At 40.9% G+C, this 21457-nt stretch carries 20 protein-coding genes; 3 read left to right on the top strand and 17 right to left on the bottom strand.

The window, feature by feature from the left end:
* Window positions 1-528: a DUF1273 domain-containing protein gene (locus tag O3642_RS06650; RefSeq protein WP_371605639.1), complete on the bottom strand. Its 528-nt coding sequence runs from the start codon at window positions 526-528 to the stop codon at window positions 1-3.
* Window positions 529-592: 64 nt separating this feature from the next.
* On the opposite strand from O3642_RS06650, the gene recU reads away from it, so the two are divergent.
* Both recU and pbp1a read left to right on the top strand, forming a co-directional pair.
* A complete protein-coding gene (gene recU, locus O3642_RS06645; RefSeq protein WP_155173205.1) occupies window positions 593-1186 on the top strand; it encodes a Holliday junction resolvase RecU in 594 nt (197 codons plus the stop codon).
* Window positions 1187-3307 carry a penicillin-binding protein PBP1A gene (pbp1a, locus tag O3642_RS06640; protein ID WP_371605638.1) on the top strand — a complete coding sequence of 707 codons (2121 nt, stop codon included), beginning with the start codon at window positions 1187-1189 and terminating at the stop codon, window positions 3305-3307.
* Window positions 3308-3484: 177 nt separating this feature from the next.
* Here the strand turns inward: pbp1a and pepC are convergent, their stop codons facing one another.
* The 13 genes from pepC to rsmH all read right to left on the bottom strand — a co-directional run bounded on the left by pepC (window position 3485) and on the right by rsmH (window position 17132).
* Entirely contained in the window at window positions 3485-4819 is a 1335-nt protein-coding gene (gene pepC, locus O3642_RS06635; protein WP_155127808.1) for an aminopeptidase C, read from the bottom strand.
* A 67-nt stretch (window positions 4820-4886) separates the two neighbouring features.
* Window positions 4887-5438 carry a GNAT family N-acetyltransferase gene (locus tag O3642_RS06630; protein ID WP_371605637.1) on the bottom strand — a complete coding sequence of 184 codons (552 nt, stop codon included), beginning with the start codon at window positions 5436-5438 and terminating at the stop codon, window positions 4887-4889.
* A 209-nt stretch (window positions 5439-5647) separates the two neighbouring features.
* Complete coding sequence (nadE, locus tag O3642_RS06625) at window positions 5648-6472, bottom strand: ammonia-dependent NAD(+) synthetase (RefSeq protein WP_371605636.1); 825 nt, start codon at window positions 6470-6472, stop codon at window positions 5648-5650.
* A complete protein-coding gene (locus O3642_RS06620; RefSeq protein ID WP_045760263.1) occupies window positions 6469-7929 on the bottom strand; it encodes a nicotinate phosphoribosyltransferase in 1461 nt (486 codons plus the stop codon). Before O3642_RS06620 ends, nadE begins: the two co-directional genes overlap by 4 nt.
* Window positions 7930-8069: 140 nt before the next feature.
* A complete protein-coding gene (trxB, locus tag O3642_RS06615) occupies window positions 8070-8981 on the bottom strand; it encodes a thioredoxin-disulfide reductase (protein WP_045760262.1) in 912 nt (303 codons plus the stop codon).
* A gap of 58 nt (window positions 8982-9039) precedes the next feature.
* Window positions 9040-9267: a DUF4059 family protein gene (locus O3642_RS06610; protein WP_003003995.1), complete on the bottom strand. Its 228-nt coding sequence runs from the start codon at window positions 9265-9267 to the stop codon at window positions 9040-9042.
* 81 nt (window positions 9268-9348) lie between these two features.
* Complete coding sequence (locus O3642_RS06605) at window positions 9349-10092, bottom strand: amino acid ABC transporter ATP-binding protein (protein WP_371605635.1); 744 nt, start codon at window positions 10090-10092, stop codon at window positions 9349-9351.
* Window positions 10092-10892: an amino acid ABC transporter permease gene (locus O3642_RS06600; protein ID WP_155173195.1), complete on the bottom strand. Its 801-nt coding sequence runs from the start codon at window positions 10890-10892 to the stop codon at window positions 10092-10094. Before O3642_RS06600 ends, O3642_RS06605 begins: the two co-directional genes overlap by 1 nt.
* A 196-nt stretch (window positions 10893-11088) precedes the next feature.
* The gene (locus O3642_RS06595) at window positions 11089-12432 is read right to left on the bottom strand and encodes a DEAD/DEAH box helicase (RefSeq protein ID WP_371605634.1); all 1344 of its coding nucleotides are present in this window, start codon (window positions 12430-12432) and stop codon (window positions 11089-11091) included.
* Window positions 12433-12565: 133 nt separating this feature from the next.
* Window positions 12566-13558: a phospho-N-acetylmuramoyl-pentapeptide-transferase gene (mraY, locus tag O3642_RS06590; protein WP_371605633.1), complete on the bottom strand. Its 993-nt coding sequence runs from the start codon at window positions 13556-13558 to the stop codon at window positions 12566-12568.
* A 1-nt stretch (window position 13559) separates the two neighbouring features.
* Window positions 13560-15842 carry a penicillin-binding protein PBP2X gene (pbp2X, locus tag O3642_RS06585; RefSeq protein ID WP_371605632.1) on the bottom strand — a complete coding sequence of 761 codons (2283 nt, stop codon included), beginning with the start codon at window positions 15840-15842 and terminating at the stop codon, window positions 13560-13562.
* Window positions 15835-16170: a cell division protein FtsL gene (gene ftsL / locus O3642_RS06580; protein ID WP_151379208.1), complete on the bottom strand. Its 336-nt coding sequence runs from the start codon at window positions 16168-16170 to the stop codon at window positions 15835-15837. Before ftsL ends, pbp2X begins: the two co-directional genes overlap by 8 nt.
* 11 nt (window positions 16171-16181) lie before the next feature.
* Entirely contained in the window at window positions 16182-17132 is a 951-nt protein-coding gene (gene rsmH, locus O3642_RS06575; RefSeq protein WP_342986954.1) for a 16S rRNA (cytosine(1402)-N(4))-methyltransferase RsmH, read from the bottom strand.
* A gap of 150 nt (window positions 17133-17282) precedes the next feature.
* Between rsmH and O3642_RS06570 the strand changes: the two genes are divergently transcribed.
* Window positions 17283-17462, top strand: coding sequence for a hypothetical protein (locus O3642_RS06570; RefSeq protein WP_003003880.1), 180 nt, complete (start codon window positions 17283-17285; stop codon window positions 17460-17462).
* 104 nt (window positions 17463-17566) lie between these two features.
* Here the strand turns inward: O3642_RS06570 and O3642_RS06565 are convergent, their stop codons facing one another.
* The 3 genes from O3642_RS06565 to glyS form a co-directional block, all read right to left on the bottom strand.
* Window positions 17567-18949, bottom strand: coding sequence for an amino acid permease (locus O3642_RS06565; protein ID WP_371605631.1), 1383 nt, complete (start codon window positions 18947-18949; stop codon window positions 17567-17569).
* Between the two features lie 163 nt (window positions 18950-19112).
* Window positions 19113-19370, bottom strand: coding sequence for a DUF896 family protein (locus O3642_RS06560; RefSeq protein WP_003012632.1), 258 nt, complete (start codon window positions 19368-19370; stop codon window positions 19113-19115).
* 33 nt (window positions 19371-19403) lie between these two features.
* Window positions 19404-21440 (bottom strand): glycine--tRNA ligase subunit beta, encoded by a 2037-nt coding sequence (glyS, locus tag O3642_RS06555; protein ID WP_371605630.1) that lies wholly within the window; start codon window positions 21438-21440, stop codon window positions 19404-19406.
* Between the last annotated feature and the right edge of the window lie 17 nt (window positions 21441-21457).

Here is a 21457-nt window from a genome sequence, read left to right as displayed (position 1 = left end):
TTAGTTTTCGTAAAAATTTTCGGCAAGTTCATTTAAATCATCAAAACTTAATTGTTTGATATAAAACAGTTCTTTTTCTAGCATCATTTTGTAGAGATACTTTAAATTGGTTTCATTTTCTGGATCATAAAAAAGGTAAGCTCCATTCGCATTATCTATCAAAAACTGATTGTATTCTTTTAATTGACCCGGATTGCTATAGTGGGGATAGGCATATTTCACGAAATCCACCTGTTTGAAGCGTGCTAATAGCTCCTGATTGCTTTCATTCCAATTTTCGCCAACATTCTCAAATAGAAAGATCGTCGCCATTTGAAAATCGTAGTCTTTTTTTAATGCAAAGGCAACCTCTAGCACCCAAGCCTCAAATCCCAAATTACCAGAAAAGACCAGCCATTTCACTCCTTTTTCAAATAGACGACGAAGATCTCTTTCAATAGCTTTTTTAATGATGGTCAGTCGAGGGTCTTTATTGGAAAAGACTCCCACATCAAAACTCTTATAACCTGCAACAAGTATAGTATTCATTTTTTCCTCATTATTCTAATTTATGATATAATAGAGTGATGTAATTGTACCAATAAGGAGAACTATGGTCAACTATCCACATAAAGTAGCCAAAAAAAACTTGGTCTCTACACAAAGGAAACATCCGATCGACTTTGCGAATCGTGGAATGACATTTGAAAAAATGATTAACGAAAGCAATCAATACTATCTTTCTCGAGGGCTGGCAGTCATCCACAAAAAACCAACCCCGATTCAAATCGTGAAAGTGGATTATCCACGTCGCAGTCGGGCAAAGATTGTTGAAGCCTATTTCAGGCAAGCCTCAACGACGGACTACTCTGGAGTATACAAGGGACGCTATATCGATTTTGAAGCTAAGGAAACACAGCAAAAGCAGTCTATGCCGATGAAAAATTTTCATCAACATCAGATCGATCATATGGAATCGGTTGTCCATCAAGGCGGTATCTGTTTCGTTCTCTTACATTTTGCAAAGTTAAGCGAAACCTACTTACTTCCTGCTCCTGCATTAATTCACTATTACAACATCGATCATGGTAGTAAATCTATGCCTCTCTCCTATATTCAGGAGCACGGTTTTCTAGTAGATAAGAATCGACTTCCGAGTGTTCCTTATCTTGAAATTATCGAACAGAAACTTCTAGGCGGTATTTAAATGAACAAACAAACAGTCATTCAGTGGTTAAAATATGTTGCCATCGCAGCCATTTCATTTTTCTTACTTTTATTTGTCCTTGGTGGACTGATATTTAGTTACTATGCTATTAAAGCGCCAACCTTGTCTGAAAAAGATTTGGTTGCAACAACATCGAGTAAGATCTATGACAACCAAAATAACTTGATCGCAGATTTGGGATCTGAGAAACGAATCAACGCCTCAGCAAATGAAATCCCTACTGATTTGGTCAATGCTATCGTGGCGATTGAAGACCACCGTTTCTTCAATCACCGTGGGGTCGACATCATTCGGATCGGCGGTTCCTTCCTTCACAACTTACGAGGAGGAAGTCAAGGTGGGTCAACCTTGACGCAACAATTGATCAAATTAACCTATTTCTCCACTTCGGCCTCTGACCGTACCCTCTCTCGTAAGATCCAAGAAGCTTGGTTAGCAACCCAATTGGAAAAGAAAGCGACCAAACAAGAAATCTTGACCTATTACGTCAATAAAGTATTTATGGCGAATGGAAACTATGGAATGCAGACAGCCGCGAAAAGTTATTACGGAAAAGACCTAAAAGATCTTTCGCTCCCTCAATTAGCACTCCTTGCAGGGATGCCCCAAGCACCAAACCAATACGATCCATACTCTCATCCTGAAGCAGCACAACACCGCCGAAACTTGGTACTCAAAGAAATGCTCGATATGAAGACCATTTCTAACAAACAATACGAGGCATCTGTCAACACACCTGTCACAGATGGTCTTCAAAGTCTTAGTTCTTCAAGTAGTTATCCACCATATATGGATAATTACCTGAAAGAAGTGATTAAGCAGATTGAAGAAGAGACCGGCTACAATTTGTTGACAACTGGGATGGATGTTTATACAAACGTTGACACCGAAGCGCAAAAGAAATTGTGGGACATCTACAATACAGATGAATATGTCAACTATCCTGATGATGAATTGCAAGTAGCTTCTACAGTTATCGATGTCAATACTGGGAAAGTCATTGCACAATTAGGATCTCGTCACCAATCTAGCAATGTTTCCTTTGGTACTAACCAAGCGGTTGAGACCAACCGTGACTGGGGCTCTACAATGAAGCCAATCACAGATTACGCACCAGCTCTTGAACATGAGGAATATACTTCTACTGCAGCAACCATTACAGATGCACCTTACAATTTCCCTCATTCCTCAACACCAGTTTACGACTGGGACCGTTTCTACTACGGTAGCATTACCATGACTTATGCAATCCAACAATCTAGGAACGTTCCAGCAGTGAAGGCTCTCGAAAAAGTCGGTCTTAAAAAGGCTAAGAAATTCCTAAATGGACTGGGAATTGATTATCCAAAAATGGTATACGCTAACGCTATCTCAAGTAATACTAGCGATTCAAGCAATAAATACGGAGCTAGCAGTGAAAAAATGGCTGCTGCCTATGCTGCTTTTGCGAATGGTGGTACCTATTACAAACCGAAATATGTCAGTCGGGTTATCTTTAGCGATGGAACTACTAAAGATTTTGATTCGGAAGGAACCCGCGCGATGAAAGCAACAACTGCCTACATGATGACAGATATGATGAAGACAGTCCTCATGGCTGGTACTGGTACAAATGCAGCTATTTCAGGAGTCTATCAAGCTGGTAAGACTGGTACGTCAAACTACTCCGATAATGAGTTAAGTAAACTAACTAAAAATTCAAGTTATTCAAGTATCGTAGCTCCGGATGAGTTATTCGTAGGATACACACCTGAATATGCTATGGCCGTCTGGACGGGTTATTCAAATCGCTTGACTCCGGTATTAGACAACGGAATTCAGGTAGCAACAGATGTTTATCGTCAAATGATGCTCTATCTGGCTAATAACAATAATTCTGGGCATACAGATTGGACACAACCAAGTGGGCTTTATCGAAGTGGTTCTTATCTCTACTTAAACAACGGTAAGAACAACAACAACAATAACTACTACTATGAACCGAGTTATCCCACAGATCAGTATACATATGAGGAACCTTCGTCTAACTCTTCGAACGAAGAAAATTCATCTAAACCATCAGAGTCTTCTTCACAAGACTCTAACAATCATAACGAATAATATAGTGGAGAAGTCGGGCTTTTCACCCGGCTTTTTTAAAACAATGATTGAAACATCAGAACCTTCTGTTCTTGTTTTAAAAACAACACTAATAAATCTGATTTATTTAGTTAGACATTCCAGCTTTTTTATTTTTGAGTATACAAGAAAAGAGCCTTTCGGCTCTTTTCTATATCATTATTTTGCTAAAGCTCCCATTGGATCCCACGGTGCTAGGACAATTGGTTCTGCTTCATAGGCTGCTAATTCGTCTGAGGTTAAGAATTCTTTACGAACTACGATTTGGTAGGTATATTCATCCATCCATGCATCAGAAGCCACAAAGTAACCATCTGTACCGACCTTGTCCCCCCATGAATTTTCAACCTTCCATTTAAGAGACTGACCAGCTTCGTCTAAATCAACCCCTGTCAAGACCATAGCGTGTGTCATTAGACTTTCAGCATAGTCCAAGCGACCGGCTTTGTCTTGTGTTAAATGAATATCCATACCCGCTTCAAAGTCGTAGACATCGGTTGCCAGGATTCCTGCTTTGCGGTTGCTGACTTGACCTACATCTGAACCAAACCAGACAGTTTCTCCTGCTTTCATTTGAGCAATGGCTAATTCTTTCAAACGATCCATTGGAACATTTAAGTAGCGAACTGAACGGCTACCTACAACATTGCCCAACATCTCAACGGTGTATGATTTTCCATACGGCTTATCTGTAGTTGGGGCATTGATAATGGAGACGTAATCGTCTAATTGAAGGTCTACATATTTTTTGTAGAAGCTTTGTGGAGTTAAGCCACTTTCGCTATGGAACTGGTTGTCCTTATCGCGGTATGAAAAGTCAAATTCACGTGGAGGCAATCCTAAAGACATAGCCAAGAAGTTAAAGATTTCTTGCAACAACGCTTGTTTCTTGCTCGCAACTGCCTCACTATCTGCGCCCGAGTGAATCAAATCACGCAAGATTTGCGCATCTTGACGCAAGAGTTTATTGAGGTAGGTGTTCAATTCCCGGCTATTGCTTGAAGAAATCGATTCTGGATAAACTGATTTTGGAACCACTCCGTATTTCTCAAAGAGGGATACCACCATATCCCATTGACCGCCATCTTGTTGTGGGGTTTGTAGGAGAAAAGCCACCTTACGGCTGGTCAATTCTTGGTCTGCTGTAGCAATCACTTGCTCCAAAAACCAGTTTGATTTTTCATACTTATCCCAAAAGAAAGTATGTGCTTGAGACAATTCAAAATCCTCCAATTGGAAGCTTGAAATCATCTTGTGACGGAAGGTATTTAAAGCCGCAAACATCCAACAACGCCCAGATGCTTTTTGGTTTGTCACCTTATCCTTGGTCAAATCAAGTGAAAAAACTGGTGTATTTTCTACTGCACTCTTGCGCGTTTCAAGCGATGCATGGATCCCATTGTGGGTAACAGCATTTTCAAGAGCCGCATATTTCATATTTGCTTCATAATTAGCATAGAGCTGGTCTGTAAATTCTTTCGTTAATTCTGACATAGCAATCTCCTTTTTTCGTTATTTACTATTATAATCCTTTGAGCAGAATCTTCAAGTAAAAATCACCCTATAGAGAGGGATTCTGTTTAGAATAGATGATTTTATCCCCGCAATATCCTTTGCGTTGAATGGCATGAGGGATGGTTTCTACATACTGCATTCCTGCCTTTTCCATGACTTTCCCTGAGGCAGGATTTAAACTGACATAAGTGGCTTTGATTTCTTTAAATCCAACTTTGTTCAATAAGAAACCCAAAACAGCTATGACGGCTTCTGTCATGAATCCCTGCCCCCAGAATTTCTTGCCAAGGATATAACCTAGCTCGCATGATTGACTTTCCTGGTCTTGAGAAACCACACTAATATCTCCAATTACCTGTTCCGGTGATGTTTTCAAACAGAGCGCCCATTTATAAGTATCTGGTTTAAGATACTGTTCGATCCATCTTTTGATCGATTCTCTGGTTCTCTCAGTAGATGCATGGGCATCCCAGGTGACATATTTCAGGGTTTCAGGATCAGAAGCCCAATTTTCAAACATCGCTGGTGCATCCTCCAAAACGAAAGGCCTCAAGTATAAATGCTCTGTCTCTATGACAAGACTTCCAAGATGATTCATAGATTGTCTCCCTTCATTTTTTCATGCAACTTGAACGTTGCAAGTTGGTTACTTTAATCTAGAAGAAAAGGACGGATGAAACCGCCCTTCTTTTTGATGCTTTTCACAATATTGTATGGGGAGACTACGAAATCGAACTCTACGAGTTACCGATTTCTACCTCGTTCTCCTATTTTAAGACTCGGGCTAAAAAGGTCCACTGGACCTTTTTACTCCCAAAAATGATCAAATACTGTGATTGGCAAGTGGCGTTTGTGTTGGCCTTTGTACCACCACTTTTCAATAGTGGCTTGAGCTTCTGGGCTCACTTGTTTGCCTTCTAGGTAATCATCGATTTCATTATAGGTGACACCCAGCGCTACTTCATCTGCTATTCCTGGTTTTTCTTCTTCCAAATCTGCTGTTGGGATTTTCTCATAAAGAGCAGGATCGGCTCCTAAGGCCTTAAGCAATTGTTTTCCTTGGCGTTTATTCAAACGGAATAGGGGTAAAATATCTGCACCACCATCTCCAAATTTTGTGAAGAAACCAGTAATATTTTCTGCAGCATGATCCGTCCCAATCACCGCTCCGCTACGTGCTCCAGCCAGAGCATACTGAGCAATCATGCGACTGCGAGCCTTAATATTGCCTTTGTTAAAATCAGAAACCTCTGTTCCAGTCGCTTCTACTGCTCGTACCATTTCGTCAGCAGACTCCTTGATATTCACAACCAGGCTAATATCCGGCTGGATAAAGGCCAATGCTTTTTGTGCATCTGCCTCATCTGCCTGTACCCCATAAGGAAGACGAACGGCAATAAATTGATAGGAGGCATCTCCTGTTTCTGCGCGCATTTCTTCCATTGCTAATTGAGCTAATCGTCCAGCTAGAGTTGAATCTTGTCCTCCTGAGATCCCTAATACAAATGTTTTCAAGAAGGGATGTTTTTTTAGATATCTTTTTAAGAAATCAACCGAGCGGCGAATCTCTTCCTGAGGATCAATGCTTGGCTTGACACCCAATTGTTGGATAATCTCTTCTTGCAAACTCATTTTGCTTCTCCTTCTCCATTGGCCTTGTTACGCATTTCCTCGATCAGATCCATCTTATCCTGCCAAATATCTTTGGCCAAGTCAACTGGGTAATGCTGTGGATTGAGGACGCGCTTGTATTCATCCCATAATTGATCGTAATTTTTACGAGCATATTCTTGAATTTCTGATAATGTTGGCAGTTGATAAACCAATTGACCCTCTTTAAAAATATCCACTAAAAGAGGAATGGCCTCAAAATTTCGGACCGTTTTATTAATGTAGGTATAAGTCGGATGGAACATTTTAAGTTCAGTCAGTTGTGAAACATCTACTCCATCATAAGTGATGTAGTCCCCTTCTGACTTACCTTTTTCACGGCTGGTAATCCGCCAGACTTGCTTTTTACCAGGAGTAGAAACTTTCTCTGCATTATTGGAAAGCTTGATGGTATTGATCATCTCTCCTGCTTCGTTTTCAACAGAGACAATTTTGTATACCGCTCCAAGCGCTGGTTGATCGTAAGCTGTAATTAACTTGGTTCCTACACCCCAAACATCAATTTTTGCTTTTTGCATTTTTAAGTTGAGGATGGTATTTTCATCCAAGTCATTAGAAGCGTAGATTTTAGCATTTGTAAACCCAGCCTCATCTAATTGCTGGCGAACCTTTTTAGAAATATAAGCAATATCTCCTGAGTCAATCCGGACGCCTAGGAAATTGATTTTATCTCCCATTTCACGCGCTACCTGAATAGCAGCAGGGACCCCAATACGCAGGGTATCGTAAGTATCGACGAGGAAGACACAATCTTTATGGGTTTCCGCATAAGCCCTAAAGGCCTGGTAGTCATTCCCATAAACCTGTACAAGAGAATGGGCATGAGTTCCTAAAACTGGGATTCCAAAGAGTTTTCCTGCACGAACATTACTAGTTCCATTGGCACCTCCGATGACTGCTGCACGAGTTCCCCAAATGGCAGCATCCATTTCTTGCGCACGACGGGTTCCAAATTCCATCAAAGGCTCATCTTCAATGACTGAACGAATACGAGCAGCTTTTGTGGCTATCAAGGTCTGAAAGTTGACGATATTCAAAAGGGCTGTTTCCACCAATTGACACTGAGCTAGAGGGCCCTCTACCTGAACAATTGGTTCATTCGCAAAGACTAAGTCTCCTTCTTGAGCCGAGCGTACCGTCAATTCCAACTTGAGATCACGGAGATATTCCAAGAAGTCCCCATGATAACCAAGTGACTCTAAATAGGCAATATCGCTCTCAGAAAAACTCAAGTTTTCCAAGTATTTCACAATTCTCTCTAAGCCAGCAAATACTGCGTAGCCGTTTTTAAAAGGCTGTTGACGAAAATACACTTCAAATACGGCATGTTTATTGTGAATACCTTGATCAAAATAGACTTGCATCATGTTGATTTGGTATAAATCAGTATGCAAAGTTAAACTGTCATCTGGATACATATGTATACCTCTTTTTTATTGATTTGTTCTATGAATTCCTACCATAAAATTAGTACCATTATAGCACATTTCAGCCCTATTGAATACTGAAAGGAAAGCATGAAAAAAATCTGAGACAGGAAGCTCAGATTTTTTTTTGATTAAAAGTTTTCTGTGATATATTTATAAACTTCTTGGCCAGCAATCGCACCGTCTCCGACGGCTGTCGTCACTTGACGCAAATCTTTTTGACGAACATCGCCAACTGCAAAAATACCAGGGACTGTGGTTCTCATATGATCATCCGTGATCACCCAGCCATTTTCATCTAAAATACCAAGTTCTGTCGCAAAATCACTGACAGGATCTAAACCAACATAGATAAAGACACCACCGAAGGCTTGCTCTCTAACCTCTCCTGTCTTCACATCTTTTAAAAGGACAGACGTTACTTTTTGTTCACCCTTAATTTCTTCAACAACCGTATTCCAAGCAAAGTGAATTTTATTATTGGCAAAGGCACGATCTTGAAGAACTTTTTGGGCACGCAATTGATCACGACGATGGGCAATGGTCACTGTTTTTGCAAACTGAGTCAAAAAGACAGCTTCTTCTACCGCAGAATCGCCACCACCAACGACCAAGAGATCCTCATCTCTAAAGAAAGCTCCATCACAAACAGCACAGTAGGAAACCCCTCTACTATTCAGCTCTTCTTCACCAGGGACATTCAATGAACGGTGGTTAGACCCTGTTGCAATCACCACGGTTTTAGCTTCAAATTCCCCATCATCTGTGACAATCTTTTTGGTTGCTCCGTGGTCTTCGATGCGCTCTACCTGACCAAACAAATGTTCCACACCAAGATTTTCTAAAGGCTCGAACATTTTTTCAGCCAAATCTGGGCCGCTAATATTCGCATAGCCAGGATAGTTTTCAATGTCAGACGTATTGTTCATTTGACCGCCTGGAATTCCTCTCTCAATCAATGCGACTTTTAAATTGCTTCGTGCTGCATAAAGGGCAGCAGTCATCCCTGCAGGACCTGCTCCAATAATCACTGTATCAAACATACTCAACCTCTTTCTGTTTTGTTGTAACCATTATAATTCTAACACAGTCTTTTTGCAATTATCGTGCTTGAAAGATAAACAAAATCCCTATGACCGCAAAGGTTAAAATAGGAATCGTCATGATATCAATTAAGAGGATATCATACAAATGGGCTTGTCGTTGCTTGGCTGTTTTATCTTTCTTCTTAAGGGCACGGTAGCCAATCCAAATACAAGAAGCGATCCCAACTAAAATCGTTGTCGTCACTAAACTTTGTAAATATAAGGACAATAATTTATTTAACATCACGTCTCCAAATATTTTTACATTTTCAGAAAACAAACCCAGCTAGCATCGCCAGCTGAGTCTTACCTCTCCTCTATTATATCAAACATAGGTCCGTTTGTAACTAGCAAAGAATTCTTTTGTCCGTTCTTCTTTTGGATGTTGCATGATTTCCTCTGGTGTTCCAGATTCAATAATCCGTCCTTTATCCAAAAATAAGACCTTATCTGCTACTTGCGCTACAAAAGACATATCATGGCTGACCAGTACCATGGTTTGTCCTGATTTTGCTGCATTGGCAATGGATTTTTCAACTTCTCCAACCAATTCTGGATCCAAGGCTGAAGTCGGTTCATCCAGCAAAAGAACCTCTGGTTTCATGGCCAAGGCACGGGCCAAAGCCACCCGTTGTTTTTGTCCACCTGAGAGGTGACGAGGATAGTGATTTTCACGATCCGATAAACCGACTTTTGCTAGTTCTTCTCGAGCAATTTTCGTTGCTTCTTGATCGGATAAGCCCTTCACAACAATGAGCCCTTCTTTCACATTTTCAAGAGCTGTTTTTCTACCAAACAAATTAAACTGTTGGAACACCATGGCCAATTTTCTTCTTAAGGTTAAGATTTGATCTTGGGTAATGTGCTCAAAATCAACTTCGAAATCCTCAATCTTAATTCTGCCGCTATCTGGTGCTTCCAAATAGTTTAAACTGCGTAAGAAGGTAGATTTACCAGCTCCTGAAGACCCGATTAGGGCCACGACTTCCCCTTTTTGAATTTCCAAACTTAGATTATTTAAAACCTTTTGACCTGAAAATGTCTTTGATAATTCTGAAATATAAATCATTAGATCCGGACCTCCTGATCTGGTAAATCAATTGCTACGGGAGTCTCAATATCCAGTCGACGTTCAATGTGACGGCCTAGTATTTCAATGAGAATATTCACAATCCAGTAAACAATCGATACCGTGATAAAGCGTTCAAAGTACTTCAAATCGCTCCCCCCAATAATTCGTGCTTGGGCAAAAATTTCAACCACACTGGCACTAAAGGCTAGCGAGGTCCCCTTGGTTAAGCCAATGAGAGAATTGATTAGGGTTGGAGTTGCAACGACTGCTGCATTGGGAATAATAATCCGGCGGTAAACTTGACGATTGGTCATCCCAAGACTACGTGCTGCCTCAATTTCACCAGGATCCACTGATAAAATGGCTGCCCGGATGGTTTCACTCGCATAAGCTGCCTCATTAAAGGCAAGAGCCACAATTGCAAATAACTCAGCTGGAATGGCATTAATATTAAAAGCTGTTCCATAAGACTGATTGATCGCTTTTAAAATAAGAGGAATCCCATAATAAGTCAACATCAACTGAACCAACAAAGGAGTCCCCCGTAAAAAACTGACAAAAACAGCTTGAATCGGGTAAAGAATTCGTACACGATTAATTTTGACCAGAGCAAAAATCATGGCAAAAATAATCCCCAAAAATGCGCCTCCTAGGGCTAGTAAAATCGTCACAGGCAATTTTCCTATGACAGCCGGGAATGCATCCAATACGGCTCTCAAACTAAACAGCTTGCTATCTGGAACGTGTTTTAAAAAGTCAGCATACCAGTTGGCCGTTAAAACATCAGTTGTAAACATTTTTGTTACTTCCTTTCTCGAACATAAACATTCTATCACATTCACTATCGGAATTCCAAAAATTGCTACAGAAATAGAAAAATGATAGACTACTCAAATTTAGTCTATCATAATTTTAGATAAGTTCCTAATAGATTTTCTTTATGGAGTTCATAAAGAAAATCTATGTTTTCTTCTGAATATTTGAAAGAAGGAGTTAGAAAGTTTGGCGTTTGGCCTTTCGTTCCGCCCGGCCACGCGCACGATTTTCAGCTCGCTTAGCTTTTCTCCGCTTTTCATCAACTGCCCATTTGATTTTTTTCTTGTAGCCTGGTTTGATTTTTTTCTTTTTCTTCTTCACCAGACCAATCATCTCGATGTCAAGTTTCTCTTGCTTTTTCTCACGATTGGCCCGTCTGTCCCGATCATAAGTATCTTTAATAACCCCATTTTTCAACACTTTCGGTACGAAACGAATTCCCATTTTTTCTAGTTCACGGATATCTGAATCATCACTCGGTTGATAAAGAGTAATAGCGACACCTGGTAGACCATTGCGTCCTGTCCGGCCAACACGATGAACAAAGAAGGAAAGATCTTGTGGAATAGCATCGTTGATAACATGACTCACCCCTTCGATATCAATTCCACGAGCTGCCAAATCTGTGGCCACAATATACTCAAAATCAAGATTTTTAACCTGATTCATGATCCGTTTCCGTTCACGTGGTGGGATATCTCCGTGAATCTTCGCCACTTTCAATCCTTGAGCCACTAAATAGGCATGAAGATCATCTGCTCTCGTTTTTGTATTGACGAAAATCATGGCTAAATAAGGTTGCAAGGTTTTGGTCAATTGGTAAATTTGCTCATTTTTATCTCGACCCTTGGTGGAAACCAGCCAGTTATCGATGGTATCTGAAATCACCGTCTTGGTCTTAATTTGTTCCATGACTGGGTTTGAGAGATATTTTTTCAAAAAAGGCTGTAATTTTTGCGGAATGGTGGCTGAAAAAACTAAAAATTGCAGTTGTTGCGGAAGCCTTGAAGCAATCTTATCCACGGTAGACAAAAATCCCATGTCCAGTGTCATATCCGCCTCATCTACCACAAAGGTATGAGCCTTATGAATAGCCAGATCACCAGATGCAACCAGATCATAGATCCGGCCTGGAGTTCCAATCACGATATGAGGTTGTTTGACCAGCAGTTTTTCAATCTGACGGCTCTTATCCGTTCCTCCAACATAATTTACAATCCGAATCTCTTTTTCAGAATGACTAGCGATTTGACGAGCAGCTTGGTAAATTTGCGTTGCCAACTCCCGACTAGGAGCCGTGATGACCGCTTCAACTTGTTGGCTGTCTTCATTTAGAGTTTGAAAAATTGGCAAGAGGAAAGTATGGGTTTTCCCAGAACCAGTCTTTGACTCTCCTACCAAATCATTTCCAGCTAGGACAATCGGAATTAGTTTTTCCTGTACTTCAGTTGCTTCTCTAAAATTGATTTCTTTCAGTGCCTCTTGAATATAGGGCTTAAAATTAAACTCTGTAAATTTCATTTTCTCATTTCCTTTCATGATCTCTATTATTATATCAGAAAAGCTGTCTTCTTGCCTCTCTTATGAGTCATTTTTCCTAACCCGCAAAGTCTCTCTGAGTCAGCAAAAAACGATGGGTAAGCCCACCGTCGTTTTATAAGTAGAGAAGAACTAGAGTCACGACACTTGTTAGCAAGGCAATGGACCACATAAAGGCATCCACTTTCCATTCTGACCAGTTTTGGCCATTTCCAGAAAGGCCACCCAATTCTAAATGATGGTGGAAAGGAGTCATTCGGAAAATCCGACGTCCTTCCCCGTAACGTTTCTTGGTCCATTTGAAATAGGTCACTTGAAGCATCACTGAACCTGTTTCAATGACATAGACCAGACCAATCAGGAGCAGCGTCCACTCGACATGCAAAGCCATTGACAAGGCTGCAAGCATCCCTCCAAGAGCTAGACTACCGACATCTCCCATAAAGATTTTAGCCGGCTTGTGGTTGAAGACAAAGAATCCTAGCAAGGCCCCAATCATACTCAAGGTTACAAAGAGAATGTCCCATTTTCCTTGCATATAGGCAATAAAGGAATAGGCACTCAGGCTAATAGCAACAGATATGCTGGCTAATCCATCAATCCCATCTGTTAAATTGACCGCGTTTGAAAAACCAACCAACCAAAACAAAGCAAAGAGAATGTAGAAATGGCCCAAATAAAGATCGTAACCAAAGACATTCAAAAGGCTTCCTGCACCGTGGCGTTCAGAAAAAATATAGAAGATGATTCCACCAACGAGTTGAAGGGCCAATTTTTGTTTTGGATTGAGACCTTCATTAATCTTACGAAAAACCTTTAAAAAGTCATCCAAAAATCCAACAATTCCATAAAGAATCAAGATAAATAGAATCAGTTGAACAGGGCGTGTGAAATTTCCAGTCAATACGGTAACGACAAAACTGACTAGAACTGCTGTAATGAGAAATACAACTCCTCCCATTGTCGGAGTCCCAGCTTTCGCTTTGTGTTGTTTCACATCTTCGTGCATCTGTTGCCCGGAAATATGAGCACGATGGTAAAATCGAATAAAGGCTGGAATAGCAGCCACTGTTAATAGAAACGATACAAGGATCGTAGCAATATACATCTTAGTCTCCTAATGTTAACGTAATCTTTTTAGTTTTATTGAGTGAGGTGTTCATTTTGACACTTTGTTTGGTTACTTTCTTTCCACTACCTTTATAGGTAATCTCAATTCCAGTCCATTCTCCAAAGATATCCGCATTTTTCTTTGTCCAACCATACATATCTGGAACCGCATCAAAGTCTTCTGTCAATAACAATACTTGCTGATTTGCTTTAACTTTAGAGCCTGCGCTCACAGACATTTTGCGGATATTTTTCCCTGTTCCTATTACAATTGGTTGTACTAAATTGCGACGCAGTTCCTCTGAATAAGCACCTGGGCTCAGATTTTGTTTCAAATTCAACTCTTTAGAGAGATTTTCCACTGAAGGAATTTTGTAGGTCGTTTCTTTGGTCACACCATCCAACGTTGGTGCCTCTGATGTCAAATGCAATTCGTCTTTTAAAGCAACTGCATCTTCCAAAATAGGATTGACCAGCTCTTCCCAGCTGGTCGCTGAGAATTTCACTTCTGGTTGTTGGACCGTCACATACATGATGAATTCAGGATCTTCTGCAGGTGTCATGGCTACAACCGAGTTGATATAATCATTTTCTCCTTGTAAGTATCCTTGATCTGTCGCCATTTGGGCAGTCCCTGATTTCACCGCAACGTTTTGACCTGGTACCTGAATGATGGGTCCATCGCTGTACAAGGTTCCATACTCTGGATCTGTTCCGACGGTGATCATATAGTTCCGTGTCTGTTGCGCAGCTGATCCTGAAACTGGTTTTCCAACAACTTCTTTTTTTGATTTGCGGGCTGTGTCTGATTTTTTATCGTAAATAGCACTAATAAATTTCGGCTCTAACATTTGCCCATCATTAGCGATGGCGCTAAAGGCCCGTAACATTTGGGTTTGACTGACGGAAATCCCTTGACCAAAGGCAGATTGTGCCTGACTGACATAGTTATCCCCTGGAAGACCCCCGTAAGCTTCATTTCCCATTCCAAAACGGGTCGGAAGACCGAATTTAAAGCGGGTTAGGTAGTCCATCCAGACAGCATTTCCCATCTTTTGCTCTAAGCGAGTCATCCCCACGTTACTTGAGTAAGCAAAGCCCTGTGCGATATTCATATAGCGACCTTCAGCCAGCCCCATATTGACATCCCAGTCACGGATCGTCGCATCTTTTACTTGTAGTTCGTTACTGTAGTATACTTCATTATAGGCTGGGAAAGTTCCATGATCAATCGCCGAAGCTAATAACATGACCTTCATGGTTGAACCCGGTTCATATTGATCTTGATAAAGGATGGTATTCCAGGTTTTCAAGTTTTTCAGATCCAACCCTTGTTTGGTATCCGCATTATAGGAAGGACGTTGCGTTGTCGCCAGGATTTCTCCTGTTTTTGCACTCACAAGAGTCGCACTAACATACTTTCCTTTTACTTTTTCTTGGAAAACATCCATACGTGTCTCAAGGTAGGTTTGTAATTCTGCTGAAATGGTCGTATAGACATCTTTCCCATCTTCTGTTTTGACAGAAACCTTATCTGAACCAGGAACGATATTGCCGTGTCGGTCTTTATCATAGGTGATGACCCCATTTTGACCGGCGAGAATGCGATCGAGGGATTTCTCCATCCCTGATTGCCCCTTCAGGGTTTTATTCCCCTCTTTATCTTCTTGAAGAGAGGCCTGGCCTATAAATTGAGAGGCAAAAACTCCATTTTTATAGCTCCGATTTGGACTGGTTGTAAAGGCAATCCCTTCAATCTTCGCCGCTTCCATGGCCTCACGGATGGCTGTCATATTACTATAAGTGATGCCGTTTCCGTTCGAGCCAAAAGAAACCTGTTTCAATTTCTTTTGAGACAACTGTTGAATGACGTAATCCTCATCCATCCCTAAGTACTGCTTAAAGATTTCTGCTACTTTTTTAAATTGGCTCTCTTCTACATAGAGGATTTTCCCGGTTGCTGATTTGTACTTTTTATCAATAATGGCATAAACGTTATAGGTCGTCGCATCTTCAGCAATTACTGCTCCATTTCGGTCGTAGATCGTTCCACGTTTTGCAGGAACAATGACCGTCTGCTCATGGACTTTTTTTGCTTGATCCGATAAGGTTACACCAAATTTTTTGTCAGTCCCAATGATCATTGCAAAATTAATCAGAAAGAGAAAAAAGAGGAAAATCGCCAGTACACTGAGATTTTTCCCAACTTGTTTTCGATTCTGATCCGGCAAGCGACGTTTCTTTATCGAATACCCGATCAAAAATTTTTTGAATTTATTCATCACTACTTGCACTCACTGTTTTTCGATTTTCTTTTTGCAGCTTCATTCCTTGGGAGCTAGCCAACTGTGATAAGCGGTCATAACGTGTTAATTCATTGACCTCTTGACGAACATCTGCTAATTCCGTCTTTTTTGCTTCTAGTTCCGTATTCAAATCAGTCAATTCACTCTGAACTTGTAAAATCCGTGTCTGCATAAAGACGATACTAATGGCTAAAATAACAGCTGTTAGGACAATCGACCCATAAAATGCCTTTTCTACTCTAGAGAAACGGCGAAAGCGGTCTTGCAGTACCTGTGTTCTTGTTCTTTCATCTTTTGCTGCCATATCAATTCCTCTTACTTGTGTATTTTTCGAGCAACCCGTAATTTTGCTGAATGGGATCGATTATTTTCCTCAAGCTCTTCTTCACTTGGCAAAATAGGTTTCCGGTTGACCAACTCCATCTTTGGTTTCAAATCATCCGGAATAAAGGGAAGTCCCTTTGGAACCTCAACCGTCGAAGCCTCTTTAAATAATTGTTTGGTCAATCGATCCTCTAACGAATGAAAGGTAATCACAGAAATACGACCATCAATGGCCAACAAATCCATGGCTTGCTGAATTGATTCATCTGCAGCTCCCAGTTCATCATTGACTTCGATACGAATGGCTTGGAAAATCTGTTTAGCAGGATGGCCCTTTTTCTTGAGTTCCTTAGATGGTTTAGCAGATTTAATAATCTCTGCTAATTCAGTCGTTGTTTCAATCGGTTTAATTGCTCGTGCTTGCTCAATTTTCCGCGCAATTTGCTTGGAAAATTTATCCTCTCCATATTTGAAAAAAATACGGACTAGATCATGGTAATCGTAGCTATTAACGACCTCATAGGCTGTCAAGGAAGCTTCTTGATTCATCCGCATGTCCAGTGGCGCATCTTTCTTGTAAGAAAATCCGCGTTCCCGTTCATCTAACTGAGGACTAGACACACCTAGGTCATAACAGATCCCATCAATTTCAGTCACACCTAAGTCATTTAGACGTTCCTTCAAATGACGAAAGTTATCCTTAATGAAGGTCACCATGCCTTTCTCAATGAAAGGTGCCAATCGGATCTTAGCATTCTCAATCGCATGCTGATCTTGGTCAAAGGCATAAAGATGGCCCGATTCATTTAATTTTGTTAACAAATATTCGCTGTGGCCTGCCCCACCCAATGTGGCGTCTACATAGATCCCATCTGGCTTAACATCCAGCATATCGATCGTTTCATGAAGCAAAACCGTTACATGATGAAATTCTTTACTCATATCTTTACTATTTTACCACAAATGGGACCAAGATGCACTCCTGAAAGAAAATTCACTAACTAATCCTATCTGACCTTTTCGGATCCTACAAAATACCTAGAAAGGCTTGATTTCACTTGTTTCCTCTAGGATTTATGATACAATATTCTTATGAAAATAAGAAAACAGATTCTCATCCCACTTTTATTGGTCGATGCTATCACTCTCTATTTTTTTCTAACCACTATTGAGGCTTGGATTTTTTGGCTTGCTGCTCTGATCCTAGTTGGCTCACTTTGGTGGTTCAAAAAAGCCATTCAAGGACAAAAAACAGAGATGGAAGAAAAATAATTTCTTCTACCTCTGTTTTTCTTTTATTCACTCCAAGAAACTCCTTAAAAAAAGCAAACTAGCTCTGAAATAATAAAAACTCACCGTTTGGTGAGTTTTGTTGTTTATTTATTATGTTTCCAATTGCTGTAAATTCCAAAAAGAATGATCCATATGGTTGCTCCAATCGCTCCAATGTATGTTGATTCTTGCAAGAAGAGACAAACGAATACAAAGAGGAAGAAAACAATGGTCAATGGATTCAACACTTTATAGGCTGGCATGACAAAACCATCTGGCATAAATTCTTTCGATTTACGGTACTTAAGATGGGCAAGCATAGTCAAAATGTAAATAGCAATGTAGACACCAGAAGAAGATGCCGTAATCAAGGCAAAGGCATCTGAGACACCTGGCAAGACATTGATAAAGGCAGAAACAGCAACCACAATCGCAGAAAAAATAATCGCCCGACTTGGAATCCCCATACGAGATAAGCTATTCAGTTTCAAACGATTCATCACTTTACTGTTTGGCGTCTCTTTTGCAATCTGGTACAAGTGACGCCCTGTTGAATAGAGGGTGGAATTCAAGGAAGATGCAGCAGCTGTCAGTACAACAAAATTAATCAATCCTGCTGCCCACTTGATTCCTACCATCTGAAAGACCGTTACAAATGGTGATTTATTGACGGGAAGCTGTTGCCAAGGGAAAATAGCCATAATCGCCAACAATGCTCCTACATAAAAGATTACAATTCGGATTGGAATTTCTTTAATGGCTTTTGGCAATACTTGGCGGGGATTAGCGGTTTCAGAAGTAGTAATTCCAACAAACTCGATCGCTTGGTAAGCAAAGAAGACCATTTGGAAGGCCATGACGAACTTGACCCAACCATTTGGAAACATTTGAAAACCACTAGTAATATTGGTTAAACTAGCGTATCCAGCTGGTGTTTCAAAGTTCGTCGTCACCATAAAGATCCCTGTTACGATCAGGGCTAAAATCGTGACAATCTTGATCATTCCAAACCAGAATTCAACCTCTCCAAAAACCTTCACAGCGATCAAGTTTACACAACTTAAAAGCGCTAAAAAGATAATTTGAATCTGCCAGGCTGGCCAATTTGGAAACCAAAGCTGGACATAGTTGGAAACAGCAGTGATCTCTGCCATTCCCAAAAATACCAAGGAGACCCAATAGGACCATCCTGAAAAATAACCCCAACCTTTTCCTAGATACTTGGTGATAAAGTTGATAAAGGTGTGTTGATCAGGGTCCATATAGAGCATTTCTCCGATTGCCCGCATCATCAAGTACATGAAGGCGCCAGTCAGCATATAGACTAAAATAATAGAGGGTCCTGTCAAAGAAAGGGAACGACCGGCTCCAAGAAAGAGTCCTGTCCCGATGGTTCCTGCAATAGCGATCAGCTGAACATGCCGATTTTGCAGACCACGAACCATCCCATTTTCGGTTTCTTCACCAGGATGATGTTTTTTTGACATATGATTACTCCAATTCTTTTTCTGTACATTTTCAGAAAAGTATACTTCAAATTTTCACACAATCTACTATACCATGTTTTTAAAAATTGGTCAATCTAGTCCAGAATATTCTGAATTTTATAGATTAAAAAGAGTGCTGGAGTCTCTTCCAGCACTTTTTTGATTATGAATTAGGATCATCGAGACTACGGCCATGCAAACCTTTTTCTCGTTGCACTTGGCGTAGTTTCTCAGGTGTTACATCGTTACCTTCTTCATCCACAATTTTGATCCCTTCAATGTGGTGACGAACTGAACGACGATAACCTTCAATGTATTCTTCACGAAGTTTTGCTTGCTCCACTGCTTCTTCTGGCGTCAAACCTTCTGTTTTTTTCTTTTTAGCAAGCTCATTGATCCGAGCAATTTTTTCAGGTGTCATAATAAAACCTACTTTCTACCTGTCATCAGGTGCTTATTTTGTGTTCAATTGGTTGAAGGCTGCAACATTATTAGCTTTCGCTACAAGGCCTGCAAGAAGGGCCAAACGGTTGTTTTTAACAGCCTCATCTTCTGCCATCACCATGGTATTATCAAAGAAAGCATCGATGACTGGGCTAAGAGCGAAAAGCTGTGCCAATTTGTCGCTAGCTGAACCTATCAATTCCAGACTTTCTGCTGCTTGAGCCAAGGCTTTTTCTTGATCATTTTCAAAGAGATTGGCATCGACTGCTACTGAAGCATCTGCTTTTTCTGCCAAGTTGAAGGCACGAGAGAGAGACTCAACAGCTGCCTTGTAACCATCCGTCTTCGCAGCTTCTGAAAGAGCTTCAGCTGCTTCCAGCATATCAGCCACGACAAAGTTTGAACCAGCAAGAACAGCTTCTTTGATATCTTTTGGTGTGCGTCCCATCATCTTGTCCACACGCGCTTTGATGAAGTTGAGCACTTCTGCTTGATTGTCATAAGAAAGGCTATCAAATGAAAGTCCGTAAAGGCTATCAATCAACTCATCCATAGGGATATGCCAACCAAAGGCATCCAAGATACGAACAATCCCTTGTGTTGCACGACGAAGTGCATAAGGGTCATTGGAACCTGATGGAATCAAGCCAACTGAGAAGAAGGAAAGAAGGGTATCCAATTTATCTGCAAGGGCAAGAATGGCACCAACCTTAGTCTCTGGAAGGGCTCCGTCTGCTGAATCAGGAAGGTAGTGCTCACGGATAGCTGTCGCTACCGCAGCATCTTCACCAGCGAGAAGGGCGTATTTTTCACCCATGATTCCTTGCAATTCATCAAACTCACCGACCATGCCCGTCAAGAGGTCAAATTTGTAGATTTCAGCTGCACGAGCGACGGCTGCCGTTTCTTCTGCAGTCAAACCAGCTTGCTCAGCTAGTGACGCTGCAATAACACCCGCACGCGCCATGTGTTCTGAAAGAGAACCAATTTTTTCATGGAAGGTCACGTTCGCCAATTTAGCAACCAGGTCTTCAATCTTAAGTTTTTGGTCTTCACGCCAGAAAAATTCACCATCTTCAAGACGTGCCACCAAGACTTTTTCATTTCCTCGGATAACATTTTCCAAGTGCTCAGCGTTCCCATTACGGACGGAGATGAAGTTTGGTTTCAGCTTACCATCAAGGTCACGTACAACAAAGTAACGTTGGTGCGTTTCCATTGAGGTCACCAAAACTTCTTCTGGAACATCCAAATATTTAGTGTCAAAACTTCCCATAAAGGCAGTTGGATATTCGACCAAGTTCAAGACTTCGTTCAAAAGTCCTTCTTCGATTTGAACTTGAACACCTTGTTCTGCTTCGATAGCCTTAATTTGCTCACGAATCATGTTTTCACGTTCTTTGCTATCCGCAATCACGTAAACCGTGCGAAGGTCTTCTTCATACGAATCCGCATTGGTAATTTCTACTTCATGTCCAAGGAAACGGTGCCCACGACTCACACGACCCGACTTAATATCCAAGAAATCAAGGTCGAGTGCTTCGTCGCCCAAAAGAACGATCAAGGTGTGAACTGGGCGAATGTATTCAAAGGTGTTGTTAGCCCAGTGCATGCTAACAGGGAAGGTCAATGAAGCAAGCACCTCTGGAAGGCCAGCCAAGACTTCTTTAGCTGGTTTTCCAGCTTCGTGCTTCGTAACATAAACGTACTCTTCACCCTTGACTTCACGGAATTCGATATCATCAACCGTCAAGCCTTTCCCACGGACGAATCCTTGAGCCGCTTTTGAGAAGTTTCCATCTGCATCCAAGGCGATTTTCTTAGAAGGTCCTTTAAAATCTTCAGTCAAATCCGATTGTTGATCTGCTAAACCAATCACACGGATAGCCAAACGGCGTGGTGTTGAGAAGGTTTGAATGCTTTCGTATGAAAGTCGGTTGTCATCCAAGAAGGCTGCCATTTTCTCACCGAGTTGTTTTTCACTTGGTGTGACAACGTAGGCTGGCAACTCTTCAAGTCCAAGTTCTACTAATAAGTTTTTTGTCATGTTTTTTCTCCGAAAAA

Origin of the sequence: Streptococcus sp. 27098_8_66 (genome assembly GCF_041431945.1) — a bacterium.
In the GTDB taxonomy this organism is placed as follows: domain Bacteria; phylum Bacillota; class Bacilli; order Lactobacillales; family Streptococcaceae; genus Streptococcus; species Streptococcus dentalis.
Note: the sequence above shows the minus strand (reverse complement) of the source record. Positions and strands in the feature narration are given on the sequence as shown.